The following is a 23,190-nucleotide window of genomic DNA, read 5'->3' as shown; positions in this document are numbered from 1 at the left end:
GCCCGGCCGATCGACGATTTTTGGGCAGTGCGCCCAAAAACTAGCCGAACTTGGCAATTGCCTGTTTTTCTTTCAGCGAGCGGCGTTAGGGCGTTCCGGGGCCGGCACGCAATGCAGCGAAGTAGGCTTCGAGATTCTCAGGGTCGAATACCGGTCCGGCGAAGGCGCCGATGGCTTGAGAGACCATTTGCGGCTTGTGGGAACGCCCAAATGCAGCCTCGTAGAGGTCCGGCCGGAACACGTTTTGCGCAGCTTTCAGCGCCTCGGGGCTCATCTTCGTCTGACGCCAGCGGACCATTTGCGCATAGAGCCATGCCGCCTGGAGCGGATCCGGGCTGGAAGTGTCCTCCTTCGCCAGCAGCAGGTAACGGTTGCCTTCGCGGATGGTGCCGTCCATGGCGATCTTCAAGCGGCCTCCCAGCGTTCGCAGGATCACGCTGGCATCGACGCCGATATATTCGGGCTTCGCCAGAATTCGCGCGACCTCGCCCCGGTTGTCGGGCGCCTCGGCGAACTCGGCAGCATGGACGAGCGTCCGGACCAGGGTCGCCAGCGTTTGCGGATTTTTCTCCGCCCATTGCTCGCGGACCGCCAACACTTTTTCTGCCGCACGCCGCATGATATCGGAACCGAAGTGCAGGATTCGGCCGACGCCGCGGTCGACGGCAATCGAGTTCCAGGGCGCGCCGACACAGAACCCGTCGATCTGGCCGCCCGCGATGCTGTCGACCATGAAGGGTGGTGGCAGCACCACAAGACGAACGTCCTCGTCCGGATCGACGCCACCCGCGGCCATCCAAAAACGCAACTGGTAATTATGGGTTGAAAACGGAAACGTCATGCCGAAGGTCAGGGGCTCGCCGCCGCTCCTCCGCCGCGCGGCAACGACCCGCGACAGCGCCCGCGCGGTCGCCATCGGATCAAGCGGGTCGCCGTCTATCTCGGCCGTGATCGCTGCGTGAAGCGCCGCCGACACGGTGATGGCGTTACCATTGAGATTCAGCGTGAGCGGCACCACGATCGGCACCTTGATGTGTCCAAGCCCAAGGCTTGAGGCGACGGGAACCGGGGCCAGAATATGCGCGGCATCGAACAGGCCGATGTTGAGCTTGTCGCGGACGTTCGACCACGACACCTCACGAACGAGTTGCACGTCGAGCCCTTCGGCGTGGGTAAAGCCTTTCTCGACCGCGACGATCAGCGCCGCGGCATCGATCAGGGGGATAAAGCCGATCTGGAGCGGTGTCGTCATTTCAGGAGCTCCGAAGCCGTCAGGATCGACTGGGCGATCTCTCCGATTTTTTTCTTCTCGCGCATCGCAGTCGACCGCAGCAGCACATAGGCCTCGTCTTCGGTCAGGCCCTTCAGCTTCATCAGGATGCCTTTGGCCCGCTCGATCACCTTGCGGTCTTCCAGCGCCGATTTGGTGCGATCGAGTTCATCCTGGAGCTTGGCGAAGGCATTGAAACGGGAAATGCAGAGGTCGAGGATCGGCTTGAGACGTTCTTTCTTCAGGCCGTCGACGATATAGGCGGACACCCCGGCATCGACGGAGGCCTGGATTGAGGCAGCGTCGCTCTGATCGACGAACATCGCAACCGGCCGCCGCACCGCGCGGCTGACCTGGAACATCTGCTCCAGGATGTCGCGGCTGGGGTTTTCCAAATTGATGACGATGACATCGGGATCCAGCGCATAGATCCGGCTCAACAGGCTCTGCATCTCGTCGATGCGCACAACGTCGGTAAAGCCCGCCTCCCGAAGTCCCTCCTCGAGAATCGCGGCGCGGATCGGGCTTTCGTCGACAATTGCAATTTTAGGAGACGACTCGGAGGCCATCGATCACCTGTTCCGGCAAGCGCATTGATAACATGCCGCAAGCCGGGTCAAAGCCTTGTAATTGTAGCCAATTGGGGTTAGCTCCTGCCCAATTATCGGACAGAATCAGAATGTCGCAGGCCGCCGCGCCTAAAGTTAGCTTTGTCTCGCTCGGATGCCCCAAAGCGCTGGTGGATTCCGAACGCATCATCACGCGGCTGCGCGCCGAAGGCTATGAGCTGGCGCGCAAGCATGACGGCGCCGATCTCGTCATCGTCAACACCTGCGGCTTTCTCGACAGCGCCAAGCAGGAGTCGCTCTCAGCCATTGGCGATGCGATGGCCGAAAACGGCAAGGTGATCGTCACCGGCTGCATGGGGGCCGAGCCCGATCAGATCGAGATGGCCTATCCCGGCGTGCTCTCGATCACGGGGCCCCAGCAATATGAAAGCGTGCTCGACGCCGTGCATCGCGTGCTGCCACCGGCACACAATCCGCATCTCGATCTGGTGCCACCGCAGGGCATCAAGCTGACGCCGCGGCACTACGCTTATCTGAAGATTTCCGAGGGTTGCAACAACCGCTGCTCGTTCTGCATCATCCCGAAATTGCGCGGCGATCTGGTATCGCGGCCAGCCAACGACGTGCTCCGCGAGGCGGAGCGGTTGGTTGCAGCCGGCGTGAAGGAAATGCTGGTCATTTCACAGGACACGTCTGCCTATGGCGTCGACATCAAATATGCGGCGAGCCCCTGGAAGGACCGCGAGGTCCGCGCGAAATTTTTCGACCTCGCACAGGCGCTGGGCGAATTCGGCGTCTGGGTGCGGCTGCAATACGTCTACCCCTACCCCCATGTCGACGAAGTCATCGGACTCATGACCGAGGGCAAAGTGCTGCCCTATCTCGATATCCCGTTCCAGCATGCAAGCCCGGAAGTGCTCAAAGCCATGAAGCGACCGGCCGCGCAGGAAAAGACGCTGGCGCGGATCAAGAGCTGGCGCGCGCAATGTCCTGAGCTCGCGCTGCGCTCCACCTTCATCGTCGGCTTTCCCGGCGAGACCGATTCCGATTTTACCGAACTGCTCGACTGGCTCGAGGAAGCCGAGATTGATCGCCTCGGCTGCTTCAAATATGAGCCGGTTCGGGGCGCGCCCGCGAACGCGCTGGGCCCAGTCGTGCCCGACGAGATCAAGCAGGAACGCTGGAATGCGTTGATGGCGCGACAACAGAAGATTTCGGCGCGCCGGTTGAAGCGCAAGGTCGGGACCCGCCAGCAGGTGATGATCGATGAGGTCGGTCCGACCGTCTCCAAGGGGCGATCAAAAGCCGACGCGCCGGAGATCGACGGCGCGGTCTACGTCTCAAGCCGCCGGCCGCTTAAGGTCGGCGAAATCGTCACGGCGAAGATCGAGCGCGCCGACGAATACGACCTGCATGGCTCGGTCGCGGGCTTCTAAATCTTGACAACGCGTGCCTACGCGCTGTATGAGCCCGTCCCATGAGTTTCAACCGGACCCTCGCTTGCGCCGCCTGCCGCCGTCACCGCCGTGACGACGATGGGGTGCGCCATGTCCGACGACCAGGCTGAATAACTAAATCAGCAGCGTTTTCGAGAAGGCCGCAACCCAAAGTTGCGGCCTTCTTGCTTTTTGGCTCATCCCCTTCACCGCAAACGACCAGGAGAGTTCGACATGACCGACGTCACGCATCCGTATCACGCTTTGATGGAAATCACGTCGCGCCCGGGACAGGTGTTCGTACGCGGCGAAGGCTCTTTCCTCTGGGACGATACCGGCAAACGCTATCTCGATTTCATCCAGGGCTGGGCGGTGAACTGCCTCGGCCACTCCCCGCCTGCGATCGCAGAAGCGATTTCGGCGCAAGCGCGGCGGCTGATCACGCCGAGTCCGGCCTATTACAACGACACCAGTTTGAAGCTCGCGAAGGCGCTCACGGACATGAGCTGCTTCGACCGGGTGTTCTTCGCCAATTCCGGTGCGGAAGCCAATGAGGGCGCGATCAAGCTCGCGCGCAAATACGGTGCCCTGCGCAAGGATGACGCCTACGAGATCATTACCTTCGAGGGAGGCTTTCACGGCCGGACGCTCGCAACCATGTCGGCCTCCGGAAAGAAGGCGTTTGAGCCATTGTTCGAGCCTAAGGTTTCAGGCTTTCGCAAAGCGCAATGGAATGATCTTGCGTCCGTCGAGCGGCTGATCAACGACAACACCGTCGCTGTGATGCTGGAGCCGATCCAAGGCGAGGCCGGCGTCTGGCCGGCGAGCGATCAGTTTCTACGCGATCTGCGCGAATTGACCACGGCGCACGGTCTCCTGCTGATCTTCGACGAGATCCAGACCGGGATGGGCCGCACCGGTAAGCTGTTTCATTACCAGCACACCGGCATCACGCCCGATATCATGACGCTGGGCAAAGGCATCGGCGGCGGCGTGCCGCTGGCTGCGCTGCTTGCCACGGAGGGCGTATCCTGTTTCGAGCATGGCGATCAGGGCGGCACCTTCAACGGCAATGCGCTGATGTGCGCGGCGGGGTTGGCCGTGCTGGAACAGGTTGCGGCTCCGAAATTCCTGAGGACCGTGACGACGAACGGACTTTATCTGGAGAGCGAGCTGCAACGTCTATCGGCGCACCATGGCCTTGGCGAGGTCCGCGGCCGGGGCCTGCTGCTGGCGCTGGATCTGCGGGTGCCGATCGCGCCGTTGATCGTGGCGGCGGCGCTGGACGACGGTGTTCTCTTGAACGCGCCGCGTCCGGATACGTTGAGATTCATGCCGGCTCTCAACGTCACGCGCCAGGAGATCGACCTGATGATCAGGTGCCTCGACTCGTTGCTGAACACGGCCGGCATTGCGCGCAGGGTGGCGTAGCCATGGGTAAACTATTTTCGCCGCAGCTACCGCTTGGCGGAGACTGTCCTTGCGAAGCGGTACGGTTCTCAGTCAACGCCATGCCGCTTCTCGTATATGCCTGCCACTGCGCCGATTGCCGACGTAGCGCTGGCAGCGCCTTTAGCATGGCGATGCCGGTTATGGCCGACAGCTTTGCCCTCACCCGCGGTCAACCGAAATCCTGGCGTCAGATGGGCTCAAGCGGCGTCGCGATCACCCATTGGTTTTGCGGCGAATGCGGCGGACGCCTGTACGGCGTAAAGAACGCGCGTAACGACGTTGTTGTCGTTCGCGCGGGTACCCTTGACGATGCATCCTGGCTACGGCCGATCGCCCACATCTATTTGCAGAGCGCGCAGGCGTGGGAGCGGATTCCAAACCAAGCGGAGCGCTTCGACATTATGCCGGAGGATTTTGCGCCGCTCAGCGAGAAATGGCAACGAATGTGGCAGCATTCCCCTACGGTTTGAGGATCGAGGCGCCAGTGGTCGCCCGGCTCTCAAGATCGGTATGGGCCTTGGCGGCGTCCTTCAGCGCGTAGGCATGGTTGATCGGCACGTGCAGTTTGCCGTTGATCACGGCGGCAAACAGCGTGTCGGCGCCTTCCAGCAATTCGGAACGCTTGCCGATATAGTCGTTGAGCTTCGGCCGGGTCGCAAACAGCGAGCCGTGATTGTTGAGTTCGGCAATCGCAAACGGCGGGACCGGGCCCGACGCGCTGCCGAAGCTCACGAACAGGCCGCGAGGCTTGAGGCACGACAGCGAACCCGGAAAGGTCGTTTTGCCGACGCCGTCATACACGACATCGCACAATTCGTTGCGGCTGATCTGTTTGACGCGCGCAACGAAATCCTCCTCGTTGTAGAGGATGACGTGATCGCAGCCGTTGGCGAGCGCGAGATCCGCTTTGGCCTTGGAGCCGACGGTGCCGATCACATGCGCGCCGAGCGCCCTCGCCCATTGGCAGGCAAGTAACCCGATGCCGCCGGCAGCTGCATGAATCAGCACGCGATGATGCGGTTCGACCTTGAACGTCTTGTGCAGGAGGTACCAGACGGTCAGCCCCTTCAGCATCAGCACGGCACCCTGCTCGTAGGTGATATGATCGGGAAGTTTGACCAGCCTTTCCCAGGGGATGTTGCGTTCGTTGGCATAGGCGCCGAGGTTCACGTAATAAGCCACGCGATCGCCGGGATGGAAATTCGTCACCCCCGATCCCACCGCGAGAACTTCGCCTGCGGCCTCGTTGCCGACGATGAACGGCAGGCCGGGCGCCTTGTAGAGGCCAGTGCGATAGTAAGTGTCGATGAAATTCAGGCCGACCGCATGCTGACGGATGCGGACCTCGCCGGGGCCCGGCGCCGGTAATTCGGTGTCCTCATAGACCAGGGCCTCCGGACCTCCCACCTTGTGCACCCGCACGGCCTTGGTCATTCGCCCCTCTCCTCACGTGTTTCCATCGTCGCGAGCGAATGACATCGAGGCCGCCTTGTCAACTCGGCGCGCGGTCACGCCACGCGTCAAGACGGTTAACTATTTAGGCTTTGCTGCGGTTGCGCCGGGCCAGCACGTTGAAGAGCTCGACCAGCGCGGAAAACGCAATCGCAAAGTAGATATAGCCGCGCGGAATGTGGAATTTGAAACCATCGGCAACCAGCGCCACGCCGATCAGGACCAGAAACGCCAGTGCCAGCATTTTGGTGGTCGGATGCTCCGCGACGAATCGCGCCACCGGACCCGATGCCGCATACATCACGACGCAGGCAACGACGACCGCCGAGATCATGATCGGAAGGTCCTGCGCCATACCGATCGCGGTGATGATCGAATCCAGCGAGAACACGATGTCGATGATGGTGATCTCGAATATCACCCTGAAAAAGGCACCTCTGCCTGACTCTGGCGCTGGCGCATCGTGCCCCGCTTCGACCTCGCGGTGGATTTCGTGGGTGGCCTTGGCGATCAGAAACAGCCCGCCAGCGATCAGGATGATGTCGCGCCACGAGAACGCGAGATCATGTACGGTCAGGACGGCGCGGGTCAGCCCGATCAGCCATACGAGAAGGCTGAGCAGCAGAATCCGAAACACCAGCGCCAACGCCAGCCCGATCTGGCGCGCGCGCTTGGCCTGTTGCGGCGGAATGCCGGAGACGACAACCGAAAGGAAGATCACGTTGTCGATACCGAGAACGATCTCGAGCGCCGTCAGGGTCAACAGGGCCGCCCAGGCCTCCGGGCTTGTCAGAAGCGCCATCATGCGTTGAGCGACCTGATGAGCCGGATGGCGCTGTCGCTGCCGACGACATAAAGGCCGATCGCGCAGAGCGCGATGGTCACGGCGGTGCCTGGTTCGAAATCGTCAATCAGCGTGAGTATCGCCAGGACCGTCCCGGCGCCGATCAGGCCCAACGTCAGCCAACGCAGGCGCGCGACGCGGACGGGATGAACGACATGAAACGGCATGAAGGTGAGAACGATCAGGATTGCGACCGCAAGACTGGAAGCGGCCGGCGGCCAGTGCAGCAGAAACAGATAGAACGCCGCCATGTTCCACAGACCGGGAAAACCGCGGAAATGATTGTCGTCCGATTTCATGCGGCGGTCGGCAAAATAGAGCGCGCCCGAGACCGAGATGCCCACTCCGAGCACCGGTGCGGCGAGTGGCCACAGCATGCCGCTGGCCGTGATGGCATAAGCGGGCACAAAAACGTAGGTCACGAAGTCGACCACGAGATCGAGCACCTCGCCCGACCAGTTCGGCTGGAGGCCCACGACATCAAGACGCCGTGCCATCGGACCGTCCACGCCGTCGATCACCAGCGCCACGCCCAACCACCAGAACATGGCGGTCCAGTGCTCGCGAACGGCTTCCATTAGCGCGAGAAGTGCGACACCAGCGCCCAGCGCTGTGAAGACGTGCACCGAAAATGCCGCAGCCCGCTGCATGGACGAACCCTGGGGAAGTGGCTTTGGAGTCCGTTGATCCATTTGAGATGATGTGCCGATTTGCGACATGGCTGTCAGCAACTGCTATCAGGAATCTCCGCGTTTGCACATCTAGTGGTCCGATTCTAACATTTGCATCCCGGTCTGGTATCAAAGGACCACTGGCAAATTGGGTTTCTAGTGGAGTTTTGGATTTGACATTCGCTTTACGAGTCTGCGGCCAATACGGCAGCGAATTTCAAATCCACCTCCAATATGAGCGGGCTTGAAAATGCCGCAGGGAAGGTCAAATGTCGCAGCATGAGCGATCATTCCTCGACCTATGACGTTGCCGTTATTGGCGGCGGACCTGCCGGGTTGGCGGCGGCCATTGCGATTGCGCAATCGGGCGCGAACACCGCGCTGGTCGCCCGGCGATCGCTTTATGCCGACAACCGCACGACAGCGCTTCTCGGCGGATCGATCGATTTTTTGCAGGCGCTCGAGATCTGGCCGCACTGCCAGGACAAGGCCGCCGAGCTGCGCGTGATGCGTTTGATCGACGACACCGGCCGCCTGATCCGGGCGCCGGAGGTCAAGTTTTCCTGCGACGAGATCGGCCTCGATGTGTTCGGGTATAATATCGAGAACCGCGTCCTGGTGTCGGCGCTGGAAGAACGCGCGGCGACGCTTTCAAACCTGACGCGGCTCGACGATGAGGCGGCTACGGTTAGTGCCGGGGATGATTTCGTTACGATTGAGTTGGCGGGCGGCGGATCGATATCGGCGCGCTTGACGGTTGGCGCCGACGGCCGGCACTCGCTCTGCCGGGAGGCCGCCGGCATTACCGTCAGACGCAACGAACTACCTCAGGCGGCGCTGACGTTCAATGTCAGTCATTCCCGCCCGCATCACAACATTTCGACCGAATTTCACACGCCGCAGGGACCTTGCGTCTTTGTACCGCTGCGCGGAGGCCGCTCCAGCGTGGTGTGGGTATCAGAGCCGAAGGAAGCCGAACGGCTGATGGCGCTCAGCGACGAAGAATTGTCGGACGCCGCAGAACTGCGCTCACATTCGATCCTGGGAAGCTTGCATGTCGAGCCCGGTCGAAACCGATTTCCGCTTGTCATCGAGCAGCCGAGGCAGTTCGCAAGGACGCGTATCGTGCTGGTCGGCGAGGCCGCGCATGTGCTGCCGCCGATCGGCGCGCAAGGCCTCAACATGGGGCTGCGCGATGCGGCCGATATCGCCGAGATCGTGCGAAATGCTCTCGCCTCGAGCGAAGATCCAGGCTCGCCTGTTGTGATGAACCGTTATGCCTCGGTGCGGCGCCCCGATGTCATGAGCCGCACGTTTGCGATCGATATGGCCAACCGCTCTCTGTTGAGCGCATTCCTGCCGATGCAGTCGCTGCGCGCCGCCGGCTTGCATCTGATCGGCTCGGTCGGACCGCTTCGTCGTTTGGCGATGCGCGAGGGCCTCGCGCCGTCATGGCGCACGTCGCCTGCCGGCCGCAGCGTTACGGAAACACCAGCCGCCCGGTCTGAATAAGCCACATCGCACCCGTCAGGGTGACGACGGAGGCGAAGGTCCCGATCATCACCGCAACCGAGGCCGGCTCGATCCAGGCGTCGTTCTGTCGGGCGATCACAAAAACGTTCAAGGCCGGCGGAAGCGACGCCATCAACACGGCGGTGGGCGCCCACGAAGTCGGAAAAGGGCCCATCAAGAGCATCAGCGCGAATACGATGAGCGGATGGATCAGCAGTTTAACCGCGACCACCGCGGGCGCTTCCCAGGGCACGCGGCCAAACGGGCGCAGCGCGACCGTCACCCCCAGCACAAACAGCGCCATCGGCGCAGCCGCGTTTTGCAAAAACAACAACGTATTGTCGATGGCGACGGGCGGATGAAAATGAAAAGCGGCTGCGAGCGCGCCGGCACAGGCCGACATGATCAGCGGATTGAGCGCGATCTGTTTGACCAAAAGGCCAAGCGCATGCAGCCAGTGGTGGTCACTGTTATCGGTCAGAGCGATCAGCAGCGGCACCACCGAAAACAGGAAGATGCTGTCGCAGCAGAAAATCAGCGCCGTCGGCGCGGACGCTTTCGCACCAAGCACCGCCAATGCCAGCCCAGGGCCCATATAGCCGATATTGCCGTAGCCGCCCGCAAGTCCGGCAAGCGTCGCGTCGCGGAATGAAATACCGCCGATCAGCCGTCCCGCGCCCATGGCGAGAAAGAATGCGAGCGCTGTCCCGCATGTGGTCGCGATCAAAAACGGCGGGTTGTTGAGTTCTTCAAAAGGCGTTTTCGCCGTGATGCCGAACAGAAGTGCCGGCAGCGAAACATACACCAAAAAGAAGTTCATCCAGGCCAGGCCCTGCTCGGGCAACTGGCGGAATTTGCCGCAGGCAAAACCAATGAAGATCAGACTGAAATAAGGGAGGGCAAGGTTGAGAATATCGGCCATGCGAGAGGGGCTCTTTTTGTCATTGTCGGCCCCGATTTAGCGTGTGAGATCAGCGGCTAACGTTAATTTCGACCGTTTGCCTCTAGCATCACGCGCCATCATGGTCTATTCGACGAGGTATGATTAAAACGCGCACCGCCAAGTTCCAGATCGGACAGATCGTCCGCCACCGGATCTTTTCTTTCCGCGGCGTCATTTTCGACATCGATCCGGAATTCAACAACACCGAAGAATGGTGGCTGTCGATCCCCGAAGAGGTCCGCCCTCACAAGGATCAGCCGTTCTATCACCTGCTCGCCGAAAATTCGGAATCCGAATATGTGGCCTATGTTTCGGAACAGAATCTTCTGCCCGACGATTCAGGTCAGCCGATCCGGCATTCGCAGGTCGCCGAGATTTTCGTGAAGGACAAGTCCGGCGGCTACCGGCCGCGCAATCCGTCGCTCAACTAGTGGAGTGGATTTGACATTCGCGACCCCGTGGTCGGGAATGCGTGAAGCGAATGTCAAATCCAAAACTCCACTAGAAGCTTATATTTGCTAGTGGTCCTTTGATTCTAACATTTGCAAAAGTGCCTGCCAGATCGGGATGCAAATGTTAGAATCGGACCACTAGCGACGAACAACTTTAAAAGGGCAGCACAAAAGAGAAAGGCGCTCGGTTCGAGCGCCTTTCTTGTTCGTGATGCCAGGAAGCTTACTTCGCGGCCGGATTGGCGGCTGCGCCGCCAGCTTCCAGTTTCTTACGGGCTTCCTCGGCGCGCTTCTGCAATTCTTCCTGCAGCTTCTTCTGGTTCTCCTCAAACACCTTCGGGTCGGTCGGAGGACCATCATAAGCTTTGGCGAAATCGGAAAGCGGCAGTGCCAGTGTTACCGGCTGACCGTTCGAGCTGATCGCCTGAACGACGAGGTTCTGCCCCTTCTTCATGTTGGCGACCATATCCGGGGTCACGTCATAGTCGGACATACAGCCGTTCTGGAAGCAGATCACATAGGGGCTCTGCGCCGGCGGGTTGTTGTCGATGATGATGCGGGTGCCGTGAACGAGCAGCATGCCGAGCGGCAGCGTGACGCGAAGAATCTTTTTCGGCTCGCCTTCGGGCTCGATCACGACGGCTGCGACCACTGGCTGGCCGGACTCGATTCGACCGTCCTTGCCGGTGAAGCAGACCTGCTTGGCGTTGGCGTCCTGGCCCTTGAGACAGAACTTGGTCCAGGGCGCGTAAATCAGTTGAACCTGCTGGTCGGCTGGCGGGGCCGCCGCGGGCGCACCTGCCGGCGGAGCTGCCTGAGCCGCTGGCGCCGCCGGTGCGCCAGGCGCAGCCTTCGGGGCGCCGGCCTTCGGCGGAGCGGCCTTGGGAGCGGCCTTCGGTGCCGCAGGAGTGGCCGGGGCAGGCGCCGGCGCCTGAGCCCAGACGTCGGTCGCGAGGAACGCGGCTCCCAGGGCGGTGACCGCCATCAAGGCGAAGACGCGGCCGCGCGGCCAGGCTGGCGCGGCCAACATACGGAAATTCATTGCGGAAAACCCTTTCTGAACGGAAGCGCCGAAAACCGCTGCAGGCACCGAAACCCGGCCATTTTGGCGGCTGTCTCCTTGCCAATTGAGGCGGATGCGTGACATGCCCCTGCCCGATTGGTCAATTGGACGCCTTCATACAGAGGCGGACGAAAAGATCAATGCCGAGGTCGCTCGTAAGCATGTCACCGTGAGAAACGAATGCTCGTGGTACAGGAAAGTGTGAACCAGCCCCAATCAAATCGGCGCGCCAAATGGCTGATATCGGCGCGCTGGCGTATCGAAGCCCTTTTCTGCGCCTTCCTGGGTTTCGTCCTTTTGGGTTTGGCCGGCCGCGGGGCCATGGCTGGGGAAAGCTACGCGATTGCCATGCATGGCGAGCCGGCGCTGCCCTCCACGTTCACCCATATGCCCTATGCCAATCCCGACGCCCCGAAGGGCGGACGGCTGGCGCAGGGTATTCTCGGTACCTTCGACAGCCTCAACCCATTCGTGGTGCGGGGATTGGCGGTTCAGCAGATCAGGGGCTACGTGGTCGAAAGCCTGATGGCACGGGGCAACGACGAGGCCTTCACGCTCTATGGGCTTCTGGCCCGAAGCGTCGAGACCGACGAGGCGAGAGGTTACGTCACCTTCCATCTCGATCCGCGGGCGCGCTTTTCCGACGGCAAGCCGGTCTCCGCCGACGATGTGCTGTTCTCTTGGGCTTTGCTACGCGACAAGGGCCGCCCGAATTACCGCACCTACTATTCGAAGGTCGCCAAGGCCGAAGCGCTGGACCCGCTGACGGTGCGGTTCGATTTCGGCGGCGCGCAGGACCGCGAACTCCCGTTGATCCTCGGCCTGATGCCGATCTTGCCGCGCCATGCCATCGATCCCGTAACTTTCGAGGAGACCTCGATGACTTCCCCGATGGGCTCGGGGCCTTATCGGGTTAGCGCCGTGAAGCCTGGCGCGAGTGTGACATTGATGCGAAACCCCGACTATTGGGGGCGCGATCTCGCACTCAATCGCGGTTTATGGAATTTCGATGAAATCAGGCTTGATTACTATCGCGAGGCCAACGGCTATTTCGAAGCCTTCAGGCGTGGCCTCTACGATTTCAGGGTCGAGACCGAGCCGCTGCGCTGGCATGACGGCTACGACTTTCCGGCCGCACGCAATGGCGAGGTGATCCGGGACACCATCAAGGCCGGGATGCCGCAGCCTTCCGAATATCTGGTCTTCAACACGCGCCGGCCGGTGTTCTCCGACATTCGGCTCCGGCGGGCCCTCACCCTTTTGTTCGACTTCGAATGGATCAATCGCAACTACTTCTTCGGGCTTTATGGCCGTTCGGCGGGTTTCTTCGCCGGTTCCGAACTTTCGGCCTATGGCCGCGCTGCCGACGAGCGTGAACTTGGGTTCCTCAGGCCGTATGCCTCGCATATCCCCTCCGACATCCTCGACGGCAGCTACCGCCTGCCGGTCAGCGACAGTTCGGGCCGGGATCGGGCGAACTTGCGCGAGGCGCTGAATTTGCTGTCACAGGCCGGTTACGAACTTGACGGCACGGTCCTTCGGCAGCGCAGCAGCAAGACGCCCCTCGCCTTCGAAATTCTGGTGACCTCGCGCGACCAGGAACGCATTGCGCTCGCCTTTTCGCGCGATCTCAAGCGCGCTGGCGTCGAGGCAACCGTCCGCGCGGTGGATGCCGTGCAGTTCGATCAGCGCCGTCTCGGCTTTGATTTCGACATGATCCAGAACCGCTGGGATCAATCGCTGTCGCCCGGCAACGAGCAGTTCTTTTATTGGGGGAGCGAAGCGGCCGACAATCCGGGTACGCGAAATTATATGGGTGCCAGGGACCCGGCGATCGACGCCTTGATCGGCGACATGCTGGCGGCTCGGGATCACGGCACCTTCGTCTCGGCGGTTCGCTCGCTCGACCGGTCCCTGATGTCGGGATTTTACGCCATCCCGGTTTTTAACATTCGGGAGCAATGGATCGCGCGGTGGAATCGAATAGAACGTCCGCAAGCCACAGCTTTGACGGGGTATCTCCCGGAAACTTGGTGGTATCGGCCGCAGCAAACGAAGTAGGCTCGACCGAGACGATTCGCACCCGAGCCAATTTCCGTGATCCAGACCAACGTATCGCCAACGCTCGACGGCTTGTTTCAGAGGATTTTGGCGCGTCATCCCGACGCGCCGGCGTTGCTCGACCCGCTCAACAAGTCCCGTGTCACCGGCCAGGCGCCGCGGCGAATGACCTTCGCCCAGGCCGACCGGGCGATCTCGGCGCTGGCGGCGCATTTCGTCGAAGCCGGCCTGCCGATCAATTCCGTGGTCGGCGTGCAATTGCCGAATACCGTTGAGTTCGTCCTCACGGTGCTGGCGGCCCATCGCGCCGGATTGATCGTGGCCCTGCTGCCGCAGCTTTGGCGGCAGGCGGAACTGACGGCGGCGCTCAATCGCACCGGCGCGCGGGCGATCGTGACGTCGTCCAAAATCGATGGCGTCAGCCATGCCGACCTTGCCATGAACGCAGCGGCGGAGGCGTTTTCGATCCGCCACGTCTGCGGGTTCGGCGAGGATCTGCCGGAAGGCATGGCCTCCCTCGACCTGGCCTTGAAGAACGCATCGTCGAGCGAGCGTCCTGTGGTTCAGGACGGCCGCAAGGCCGCGCTGATCTCCTTCGACGTCACGACTGACGGCCTGCGAGCGGTGCCGCGGACCCACCTCAACCTGATCGCGGGGGGACTAGCCATTTTCCTCGAAAGCCGCGTGCCCCAGGGGGCGCGGCTGATGTCTGCATTTGCGCCTTCGTCCTTTGCAGGGGTGACTTCATCACTCCTGCTCTGGCTGTTGTCCGGCGGGATGCTTGCCTTGCATCACCCGTATGATGGCGAAGCGCTGGAGCGGCAGATCAACGAATGCGGCTGCGACACGCTGGTGGCGCCGGCCGCGATGGCGTTGCGGCTGACCGACGCCGACATGGCCTCGCGGCTGCCGACAATGCGTCATGTGATTGGTCTTTGGCGCATGCCGGAACAGGTCGCCTCCAGCGCGCACTGGACGGCGGAGCAGGCGAGGTTCACCGACGTCTATCTGTTCGGCGAGGTCGGTTTGTTCGGGGCGCGGCGAACCGCCGATGGCACGCCGGTGCCGATCATGCCGGGCCCGCATGGCGCTCCGCGCGACGTGCCGGGCACCTCGATTGCCGGAGAGACCGTGCTGACGCCCAAGGGCACGCTGGCCTTGCGGGGTCCAATGGTGACGGTGGCTGCCTATGCGCCTCCGCTGCCGGCGGCTGACTCATTGATCGCACCCGCTCCTGTCGATTGCGCCGACACCGGTTATGCGGCTCGGCTCGACCGTGCCTCTGGAGCGATCTGCATCACCTCGCCGCCTTCCGGAATTGTCTCCGTAGGCGGCTACCGTTTCCTGTCGCAGGATCTTCAGGAATGGGCGAGGCGGCTCGGACAGGGCGCGTTGTTGACGGCGCTGCCCGATCGGCTCTGCGGGTTCCGTCTCGCCGGTCGGGCCCAGGACAATGCGCGCGGCCGCGAAGCGTTGAACGAACTCGGGCTTAACCCTCTGATGTCGGAAGCTTTTCGGGACCGAACGATCCCCGGCTAAAGCCGGGCGTGATAGCTTTGTTGACACGGCATTAAGACCGCCAAATTAGGATCGCGCCGCCGAACCAAGCGTGTGTTGAGTCCGAATTTCCAATGTCCCTGCAACAAGGCCCGATCATCGTCGTGTCTGACGACAAGCGGCCGGCCTTCATGGCGGCGCTTGGCGAAGGTGGCTTGTTCCCGGTCATTGAAGCGAGTTGGGCAGAAGCGTCGCGCGCGATCGCGCAGTTGCATCCTGCTCTCGTTCTTGCGGCGGCCTCGGAAGGCGCAACCGCGGAACTCGATCTGATCGCCAGGCAAATCATCGGTATTCGGCCTTATCTTCCGCTGCTTGTGACGGACCCAAAGGGCGCGCTGCCGGAAAACGCCATCCCCTTCTCGCAAGCAAATGGCAATTGGGACCGTCTGCTTCCGCGCTTGCGGACCGCACTCAGGGTTCGAACCCTCCATGCCACGGTCTTGCGCCGGCTGAGTGATCAGGCGGTAAAAACAGCGATCGCCGAGTTCGATCCGGTTCGCGATGCGACGGTGCTTTTGGTCGGACGCGCCGGCGCCTATCCGGCGCTTTCCGTTGCGCTCGGTGAGCGCATGGGAGTGGTCGGGGCGCTGAGCATTGAGGCGGCGGCCAAACACCTTAATATGCGCGATATCGACGGGATCGTGCTCAGTGAAGGCTTTACTGACCGGGTGGTCGATGCCTTCCTCACTGTGCTCGGCGAAGATGCGCGCTTTCGCAATCTGCCCATTGTGGTGACGCGTGCGGGACTAGCGCCTGCCTATGATCTCCCGAACCTTGAGATCATCGCTGGCGACCCCGTCTATGTCGCGGCGAATGCTCGGCCGCTGATCCGCCAACACGCTCTTGAAGCTTATTTCAGCCGCACGCTGCGGTCGATCGACGCCGGCGGCCTGCTCGATCCGCTCACCGGATTATTGACGGCTTCAGCTTTCGACCGCGATTTTGCCAACGCCGTTCGCCAGACGCTTGCGAATGGCGGTGGACTGTCGGTGGCGCGCTTTGCCTTCGATCCGGCTCATTCGCGCGCGCGGCTCGACGGGGCGCGGCTCTTGAGCCGGCTGATGCGGCAGATGGATTTCGGCGCACTGCGCGAGGACGGATCGGCGCTCGTCGCGTTCGCCGAGACAGATTTGCGCACGGCGCATGTGATCGCGCGCCGCCTGTTCAGCGTGATGCGGCATACCGCTCACGACAACAGGGACGCGCGGCGTAACGAGCCGACTGTATCGGTCGCTACGCTTCTGCCGCAGGATACGGTGCAGTCGCTACTCGCACGTCTTGACGACGAAGGGCGCCGCGCGGCGTCGTAAAGGTTCCGAATTTAAATCGCGGAACGTTTGTTCCCGCCTCGCATTATCAGTCATATATGCAATGGAGGAGGAACTTATGAAGAAGATTGCGTTGATGGCGGCGTCACTCGCGATTCTGGCGACACCTGTTCTGGCTCAGGATAACAAGACCACGGGCAAAGCGACCGCGGAAGCCAAATTCTCGACGGTCTCCAAGGACGAGATGTTCAGCTCCAAGCTGAAGGGTCTGAGCGTTACCAATCAAAAGGACGAAACAGTCGGCGAGATCACGGACATCGCGATCAAGAATCACGAAATCGATGCATTGATTCTCTCGGTCGGCGGTTTCCTCGGCATGGGCGAGCGTTACGTTGCAGTGTCGCCCGCCTCGGTCAATGTGCGCTACGATGCCAAGGACAATAAATGGCTGGCGTCGATGAACACAACCAAGGAGGCGCTCAAGGATGCGCCGGAATTCAAATATCCGAAGTAATCCTCAAGCTTTGACTCGTTATCGACCGCCGGCAGCGATGCCGGCGGTCACGTTATGCGGCCTTGCGGTCCTCGGCGAGGTTGGCGAGCTGACGCAGGATTTCGGTCGTTCCCAACAACCGCTCCTCGGCCGTTTCCCATTCCTGGAAAAACACCACTTTCATGTCAGGCCGCACGCGAGCCGCCTGGCCGTGTTGCCGGATGAAAAACACCAACCGGTCCGGTTGGGCGAATTTGTTGTCGCGGAACGTGATCACCGCGCCCTTCGGCCCTGCGTCGACCTTTTCGACATTGGCCCTTCGGCAGTAGTTCTTGATCGCGGCGACCTTGAAGAGGTAGCGGACCTCGTCCGGCAATACGCCGAAACGGTCGCGCAGTTCGGCGGCGAAATTGTCGATCTCTTCGTCGGTCTGGAGATCGGCGAGCCGCCTGTACAGCGACAGCCGCACCGAAAGGTCCGCGACGTAGTCCTCCGGAATCAACACCGGCATGCCGATCGTGATCTGCGGCGACCAGCGGTCGGCCGCGGGCTCGACGACGCCGGCCTTGAGGTTGACGATCGCCTCCTCCAGCATCGACTGGTAAAGCTCGAAGCCGACTTCCTTGATGTGGCCGGATTGTTCCTCGCCAAGCAGATTGCCGGCGCCGCGGATATCGAGATCGTGCGAAGCAAGCTGGAAGCCAGCGCCTAACGTTTCCAGCGATTGCAGCACCTTGAGCCGCCGCTCGGCCTGAGCCGTGATCTTCTGCTGGGCCGGCAGCGTGAACAGCGCATAGGCGCGCAGTTTCGACCGCCCCACCCGTCCACGCAATTGATAAAGCTGCGCCAGACCGAACATGTCGGCGCGGTGCACGATCAGCGTGTTGGCGTTCGGAATGTCGAGGCCGGACTCGACGATGGTGGTCGACAGCAGGACGTCGTATTTGCCGTCGTAGAAGGCCGACATGATGTCTTCGATCGTGGTCGGCGGCATCTGGCCATGAGCGACCGCGACCTTTATCTCCGGAACGTTCTTGTCGAGGAAATCCTTGACGCCCGCGAGGTCTTCGATTCGCGGCACCACATAGAAAGCCTGCCCACCGCGATAGCGTTCCCGCAGCAGCGCCTCGCGGATCATCAGGGGATCGTGCGGCGCGACGAAGGTGCGCACCGCCAGCCGGTCGACCGGCGGCGAGGCGATAATGGAGAGTTCACGCACGCCCGTGAGCGCCAATTGCAACGTGCGCGGGATCGGCGTGGCGCTCAGCGTCAGCACATGTACTTCGGCACGCAGTTGTTTGAGCCGCTCCTTGTGGCTGACGCCGAAATGCTGCTCTTCGTCGACGATCAGAAGACCGAGGTCTCTGAACTTGATCGCCTTGCCGAGCAGCGCATGGGTGCCGACCACGATGTCGATCGAGCCGTCCGTCAGGCCTTTTTTGACCTGCGTGAGTTCCTTCGGCGCGATCAGGCGCGAGGCCTGAGCGACATGAACGGGGAAACCGCGAAACCGGTCGGTGAACGTCTTGGCATGCTGCCGCGCCAGGAGCGTCGTCGGCACCACGACGGCGACCTGCTTGCCGTCGAGCGCGGTGGCAAACGCCGCACGCAAGGCGACTTCAGTCTTGCCGAAGCCGACGTCGCCGCAGATCAGCCGGTCCATCGGACGGCCGGTCTCGAGGTCCTTTAAGGTCGCATTGATGGCCGTGAGCTGGTCTTCGGTTTCCTCATAGGGAAACCGCGCGCAGAATTCGTCATAGACATGCGGCTGCACCGGCAATTTCGGCGCCTCGTGCAGATGCCGCTCGGCGGCGATCTTGATCAACTCGCCGGCAATCTCGCGGATGCGGCTCTTGAGTTTGGCTTTACGGGCCTGCCAGCCGCTGCCGCCCAAACGATCCAGTTCGACATTGGCGCTGTCGGAGCCATAGCGCGACAGCAGCTCGATGTTCTCGACCGGCAGAAACAGTTTTGTTTCGGCCGCATAGCGCAGTTCGAGGCAATCATGCGGCGCGCCGGCAACATCGAGCGTCTGCAACCCGACGAAGCGCCCGATGCCATGCTCGACATGCACGACGAGATCGCCGGCGGCGAGACTTGTCACCTCGGAGATGAAGTTATCGAGCTTGCGGCTGGCCTTGCGGGGTCGCACCAGACGGTCGCCGAGAATGTCCTGTTCGGTGATGACGGCGACCTGATCGGTCTCGAACCCGGTTTCCATGCCGACCACCGCCAGCATAGTTTCGTTGCGCGGCGTCGCCTGCACGGTGCGCCAGACATTGACACTGGTCAGATTGAGCAGCTTGTGATCGCGCAGCATGCTTTCCATGCGGTCGCGCGAGCCTTCGCTCCACAGCGCGATCACCACTTTCTTGCGCGCAGCCTGCAAGGCCTGGACGTGACTGACGACGGCTCCGAACACATTGACCGTGCTGTCGTTGCGTTCAGGTGCAAAGCTGCGCCCCAGCCGCGCGCCGGCATCGACCGTATCGGCATTTCCTTCCGGCATCGCGAACGGTGTCAGCCGTACCAACGGTGCTTCCGCTAGCAGTTTGTCCCACTCCTCCTCGGTCACATAGAGCCGTTCGGGCGGCAGCGGCTTGTAGATCGCACCGCTGCCGGGATGATCGAGTGCTTCGCGCCGGGCCTCGTAATAGTCGGCGATCTGCTTGAAGCGCTCGCGGGCGGCGTCCTCGCCTTGCGGCTCAATCGCGATCGGCGCATCGCCGAGATAATCGAACAAGGTATCCATCTTGTCCTGGAACAGCGGCAGCCAGTGTTCCATGCCGGGATGACGGCGGCCTTCGCTGACGGCCTCGTAAAGCTGGTCGTCGCGCTCGGGCGCGCCGAAAGCAGCGACGTAACCCATGCGGAAACGCCGGATGGTCTCCGTGGTCAATTGGAATTCGGAAATCGGCACCAGATCGAGCGAACGCATATCGAGCATCGTGCGCTGGGTCTCGGCATCGAAGCTGCGGATTGATTCGAGGCTATCGCCAAAGAAATCGAATCGCACCGGCAGGTCGAGCCCGGCCGGGAACAGATCGAGGATGCCGCCGCGCACGGCGTATTCGCCTGGCTCTCGGACGGTCGACGCGCGGCTGTAGCCATTATGCTCCAGCCAGGCGACGATGGAATCCATCGGCACCACGTGGCCGGGTGCCACTGACAACGCCTGTGCTGCCACGATGTCGCGCGCGGGCACCCGTTGCACGATGGCATTGACGGTCGTGAGCACGATCAGCGGCTTCGCGCTACCGACCAGGCGAGACAGCTGGGCGAGCGTCGTCAGCCGCTGGGCGAGGATGCCGCCATGCGGCGACACCCGGTCGTAGGGCTGGCAGTCCCAGGCCGGGAATTGCAGCACCGGCAGATCAGGCGCGAAAAAGGATAGCGCCCGTGCCAGTTGTTGCAGGCGCGGCCCGTCGCGGCACACCACCGCGAGACTCACGGCCGGCGGCTTTGGCCGCGCGGCGACCGCGCGCGCCAAATCCGAAATGATAAGACCCTCGGCGCCCTCGGCGACGTTGGCAAATGTCAACGCGCGACCGGGAACGAGCGATTGCGCGGGCGATTGTCCCTGTTGTTTCATTCGCCCTGATCCCCAGGACGGAACGATTTGATCCGGTTGAACATCGGCCCGGCATAGGGCGAATCCAGCGGCGCATCGCCGCTCAGCGCGGCGTAGAGATCGGGATCGGGAAGTTCGATCAGATGCTCCAACTCGGTCACTTCATCGTCAGTCAGGCTGGCAATCGTGGTGTCGGCAAACCGGCCGAGGATGAGGTCCATCTCACGGGTGCCGCGATGCCAGCAGCGAAACAGAAGCCGCTTGCGGCGGTCGTCGAGCCCCCCGCTCGATCGTGTCGTACCCGTCATTTTTCGATTCCCATCCAACGCCAAACGCCCGGACGTGCCGGGCGGGGGTGATATAGCGGTGTGATGGCCGAAAGTCAGCCCTTTGATGGACTAGAATTATCACTGTGTGGTCATTGCCGGGCCTTGACCCGGCAATCCATCGCCATTTGAAGAGGATGGATGCGCCCTCTCCCGCTCAATCCATTGTTTGCGCCGGTCACGAGCCTTACCGGCATCGGCCCGAAGCAGGACAAGCTGTTTCGTTATCTGCTCGGGCGGGAGGAGACCCCGCGGCTGGTCGATTTGCTGCTGCATCTGCCAGCAAGCGTGATCGACCGGCGCGCCCGGCCGAAAATTCGCGATGCGGCACCGGGAACCGTCGTCACGCTGGAAGTGACGGTGGATCGCCACCGGCCGTCGCCGCCCCGCAACGCCCGCGCGCCACACCTGGTCTATGCCAGCGACGACACCGGCGATGTGGTCCTGACCTATTTCCGCGCCAAAGCGGATTATATCGAGAAGCTGCTCCCGGTCGGTTCGAAGCGCTACGTCTCCGGCACGTTGCAAATGTTCGACGGGGTGCCGCAGATCGTGCATCCCGATCGCGTCGTCGATGAAGCCGGCTTTGCCCAATTGTCCGGGATCGATCCCGTGTATCCCCTCACGGAGGGGCTGGCGCTGGGCTCGCTGCGGCGGGCGATCGCGCAGGCGCTGCAAAAACTGCCCGAGTTGCCCGAGTGGATCAGCCCCGAGGTGATCCGACGCTGTCATTTCCCGCCGATCAAGGAGGCGTTGAACCGCGTCCACATTCCCGTCGAACTGACTGACATCCTGCCCGATGGGCCGTTTTGGTCGCGTCTGGCTTTTGACGAACTGCTCGCCGGTCAATTGGCGCTGGCTCTGGTGCGTTCGCAACTACGACGCCCCGCCGGCGACCGTCATGCCGGCGACGGTCATTTGCGCAACAAAATCATCGACGCGCTGCCCTATGCACTGACGTCCTCGCAACGCGAGGCGGCTGCCGCCATCGCCGAAGACTTGCGGCAACCGGTCCGCATGTTGCGGTTGCTGCAAGGTGACGTCGGCTCCGGCAAGACCGTGGTCGCGTTACTCGCGGCTGCCGCCGTCACCGAGGTCGGCAAACAGGCCGCGCTGATGGCGCCGACGGAAATTCTGGCGCGCCAGCACATCAAGACCATCACGCCGTTGGCCGAGCGGGCGGGATTAAGGGTTGCGATCCTCACCGGGCGCGAAAAGGGCAAGGAACGGCGGGACATTCTGGCGCGTCTGGAATCCGGTGAAATCGATTTTCTGGTCGGCACCCATGCGCTCATTCAGGACGACGTGATTTTCCAATCGCTCGCGCTTGCGGTGGTCGACGAACAACATCGGTTTGGCGTGCGCGAGCGGCTGGCGCTCACCGACAAGGGCGATGCCGTCGACGTGCTGGTGCTGAGTGCGACGCCGATCCCGCGCACGCTGGTGCTGACGTATTTCGGCGACATGGATATCTCCGAATTGCGCGAGAAGCCGGCCGGCCGTCAACCGATCGACACCCGCGCGGTTCCGATGAGCCGCCTTGAAGAGGTAACGGAAGGGATCGGGCGGGCCTTAAGCGCGGGCAAGCTGGTCTACTGGATTTGTCCGCTGGTCGAGGAATCAGAAGCCGAAGGCATCGGCCATCTCACCAACGCGACCGAACGTTTCGAAAGCCTGCAAAAGCGGTTCGGCGACAAAGTCGGTCTCGTCCACGGTCAGATGAAGGGCACGGAGAAGGATCGCGTGATGGCGCAATTCGCCGCGCACGACATCGGCCTCCTGGTCGCGACCACGGTCGTCGAGGTCGGTGTCGATGTGCCCGCCGCCACCATCATGGTGATCGAGAATGCCGAGCGCTTCGGGCTGGCCCAGCTGCATCAATTGCGCGGCCGGATCGGCCGCGGCTCCAAAGCCTCGACCTGCCTCCTGCTCTATCGGGAGCCGCTCGGGGAAATGTCCAAGGCGCGGCTGAAAGTGATCCGGGAAACCACCGATGGCTTTCGGATCGCGGAGGAAGATCTGAAGCTGCGCGGCGAAGGCGACGTACTGGGGGTGCGGCAAAGCGGTCTCCCTGGTTATAGGATTGCGCGTCCCGAATCCCACGGCCAACTGATCGCACAGGCCCGCGACGAGGCGCTGCGTATCCTGAAGGAAAACCCAAAATTGACCGGCCCGCAGGGCGAGGCTTTGCGCTGTCTGCTTTATTTGTACGAACGCGGAGAGGCCATTCCCCTGATGAGCGCGGGATGA

19 protein-coding genes are annotated in these 23,190 nt (G+C 62.0%); 10 read left to right on the top strand and 9 right to left on the bottom strand.

Going from position 1 to position 23,190, the window contains the following annotated elements; all coding sequences use genetic code 11:
- Window positions 1-85: 85 nt before the first annotated feature.
- Complete coding sequence (locus tag ABSE61_RS13005) at window positions 86-1,252, bottom strand: CmpA/NrtA family ABC transporter substrate-binding protein (RefSeq protein WP_423871516.1); 1,167 nt, start codon at window positions 1,250-1,252, stop codon at window positions 86-88.
- Window positions 1,249-1,839, bottom strand: coding sequence for an ANTAR domain-containing response regulator (locus ABSE61_RS13000; protein WP_423871515.1), 591 nt, complete (start codon window positions 1,837-1,839; stop codon window positions 1,249-1,251). Before ABSE61_RS13000 ends, ABSE61_RS13005 begins: the two co-directional genes overlap by 4 nt.
- A 110-nt stretch (window positions 1,840-1,949) precedes the next feature.
- Here ABSE61_RS13000 and rimO point away from each other — a divergent pair, with 110 nt between their 5' ends.
- The 3 genes from rimO (at window position 1,950) to ABSE61_RS12985 (ending at window position 5,197) form a co-directional block, all read left to right on the top strand.
- Complete coding sequence (rimO, locus tag ABSE61_RS12995; RefSeq protein ID WP_423871514.1) at window positions 1,950-3,275, top strand: 30S ribosomal protein S12 methylthiotransferase RimO; 1,326 nt, start codon at window positions 1,950-1,952, stop codon at window positions 3,273-3,275.
- Window positions 3,276-3,509: 234 nt separating this feature from the next.
- On the top strand, window positions 3,510-4,706 hold the full coding sequence (locus tag ABSE61_RS12990; RefSeq protein WP_423871513.1) for an acetylornithine transaminase: 1,197 nt from the start codon (window positions 3,510-3,512) through the stop codon (window positions 4,704-4,706).
- Between the two features lie 2 nt (window positions 4,707-4,708).
- Window positions 4,709-5,197, top strand: coding sequence for a GFA family protein (locus tag ABSE61_RS12985; protein ID WP_423871512.1), 489 nt, complete (start codon window positions 4,709-4,711; stop codon window positions 5,195-5,197).
- Here ABSE61_RS12985 and ABSE61_RS12980 read toward each other — a convergent pair.
- The 3 genes from ABSE61_RS12980 to pcsA form a co-directional block, all read right to left on the bottom strand.
- Window positions 5,187-6,161 (bottom strand): quinone oxidoreductase family protein, encoded by a 975-nt coding sequence (locus ABSE61_RS12980; protein ID WP_423871511.1) that lies wholly within the window; start codon window positions 6,159-6,161, stop codon window positions 5,187-5,189. The genes ABSE61_RS12985 and ABSE61_RS12980 overlap by 11 nt on opposite strands.
- 103 nt (window positions 6,162-6,264) lie before the next feature.
- Window positions 6,265-6,984, bottom strand: coding sequence for a TerC family protein (locus ABSE61_RS12975; RefSeq protein WP_423871510.1), 720 nt, complete (start codon window positions 6,982-6,984; stop codon window positions 6,265-6,267).
- A complete protein-coding gene (gene pcsA, locus ABSE61_RS12970; protein ID WP_423871509.1) occupies window positions 6,981-7,715 on the bottom strand; it encodes a phosphatidylcholine synthase in 735 nt (244 codons plus the stop codon). The genes ABSE61_RS12975 and pcsA overlap by 4 nt, the downstream gene beginning before the upstream one ends.
- A 258-nt stretch (window positions 7,716-7,973) precedes the next feature.
- Between pcsA and ABSE61_RS12965 the strand changes: the two genes are divergently transcribed.
- Window positions 7,974-9,206, top strand: a complete 1,233-nt coding sequence (locus tag ABSE61_RS12965) for a UbiH/UbiF family hydroxylase (protein WP_423871508.1) — start codon at window positions 7,974-7,976, stop codon at window positions 9,204-9,206.
- Here ABSE61_RS12965 and ABSE61_RS12960 read toward each other — a convergent pair.
- Window positions 9,175-10,128, bottom strand: a complete 954-nt coding sequence (locus ABSE61_RS12960; protein ID WP_423871507.1) for an AEC family transporter — start codon at window positions 10,126-10,128, stop codon at window positions 9,175-9,177. The genes ABSE61_RS12965 and ABSE61_RS12960 overlap by 32 nt on opposite strands.
- Before the next feature lie 119 nt (window positions 10,129-10,247).
- On the opposite strand from ABSE61_RS12960, the gene hspQ reads away from it, so the two are divergent.
- Complete coding sequence (hspQ, locus tag ABSE61_RS12955) at window positions 10,248-10,580, top strand: heat shock protein HspQ (protein WP_298101889.1); 333 nt, start codon at window positions 10,248-10,250, stop codon at window positions 10,578-10,580.
- A gap of 244 nt (window positions 10,581-10,824) precedes the next feature.
- Here the strand turns inward: hspQ and ABSE61_RS12950 are convergent, their stop codons facing one another.
- The gene (locus ABSE61_RS12950) at window positions 10,825-11,643 is read right to left on the bottom strand and encodes an invasion associated locus B family protein (RefSeq protein ID WP_423871506.1); all 819 of its coding nucleotides are present in this window, start codon (window positions 11,641-11,643) and stop codon (window positions 10,825-10,827) included.
- A 342-nt stretch (window positions 11,644-11,985) separates the two neighbouring features.
- Here ABSE61_RS12950 and ABSE61_RS12945 point away from each other — a divergent pair, with 342 nt between their 5' ends.
- The 4 genes from ABSE61_RS12945 (at window position 11,986) to ABSE61_RS12930 (ending at window position 17,064) form a co-directional block, all read left to right on the top strand.
- Window positions 11,986-13,725: an extracellular solute-binding protein gene (locus ABSE61_RS12945; RefSeq protein ID WP_423871544.1), complete on the top strand. Its 1,740-nt coding sequence runs from the start codon at window positions 11,986-11,988 to the stop codon at window positions 13,723-13,725.
- A gap of 36 nt (window positions 13,726-13,761) precedes the next feature.
- Complete coding sequence (locus ABSE61_RS12940) at window positions 13,762-15,264, top strand: AMP-binding protein (RefSeq protein ID WP_423871505.1); 1,503 nt, start codon at window positions 13,762-13,764, stop codon at window positions 15,262-15,264.
- 92 nt (window positions 15,265-15,356) lie between these two features.
- Window positions 15,357-16,592, top strand: a complete 1,236-nt coding sequence (locus ABSE61_RS12935; protein ID WP_423871504.1) for a GGDEF domain-containing protein — start codon at window positions 15,357-15,359, stop codon at window positions 16,590-16,592.
- 76 nt (window positions 16,593-16,668) lie between these two features.
- A complete protein-coding gene (locus ABSE61_RS12930; RefSeq protein WP_423871503.1) occupies window positions 16,669-17,064 on the top strand; it encodes a PRC-barrel domain-containing protein in 396 nt (131 codons plus the stop codon).
- A gap of 52 nt (window positions 17,065-17,116) precedes the next feature.
- On the opposite strand, the gene mfd is transcribed toward ABSE61_RS12930, so the two are convergent.
- Both mfd and ABSE61_RS12920 read right to left on the bottom strand, forming a co-directional pair.
- Window positions 17,117-20,635: a transcription-repair coupling factor gene (mfd, locus tag ABSE61_RS12925; protein ID WP_423871502.1), complete on the bottom strand. Its 3,519-nt coding sequence runs from the start codon at window positions 20,633-20,635 to the stop codon at window positions 17,117-17,119.
- Window positions 20,632-20,922 carry an FAD assembly factor SdhE gene (locus ABSE61_RS12920; RefSeq protein WP_423871501.1) on the bottom strand — a complete coding sequence of 97 codons (291 nt, stop codon included), beginning with the start codon at window positions 20,920-20,922 and terminating at the stop codon, window positions 20,632-20,634. The genes mfd and ABSE61_RS12920 overlap by 4 nt, the downstream gene beginning before the upstream one ends.
- 159 nt (window positions 20,923-21,081) lie before the next feature.
- Here ABSE61_RS12920 and recG point away from each other — a divergent pair, with 159 nt between their 5' ends.
- Window positions 21,082-23,190, top strand: coding sequence for an ATP-dependent DNA helicase RecG (gene recG / locus ABSE61_RS12915; RefSeq protein WP_423871500.1), 2,109 nt, complete (start codon window positions 21,082-21,084; stop codon window positions 23,188-23,190).

It is taken from the genome of Bradyrhizobium sp., from assembly GCF_049519115.1.
GTDB lineage: Bacteria > Pseudomonadota > Alphaproteobacteria > Rhizobiales > Xanthobacteraceae > Bradyrhizobium.
Note: the sequence above shows the minus strand (reverse complement) of the source record. Positions and strands in the feature narration are given on the sequence as shown.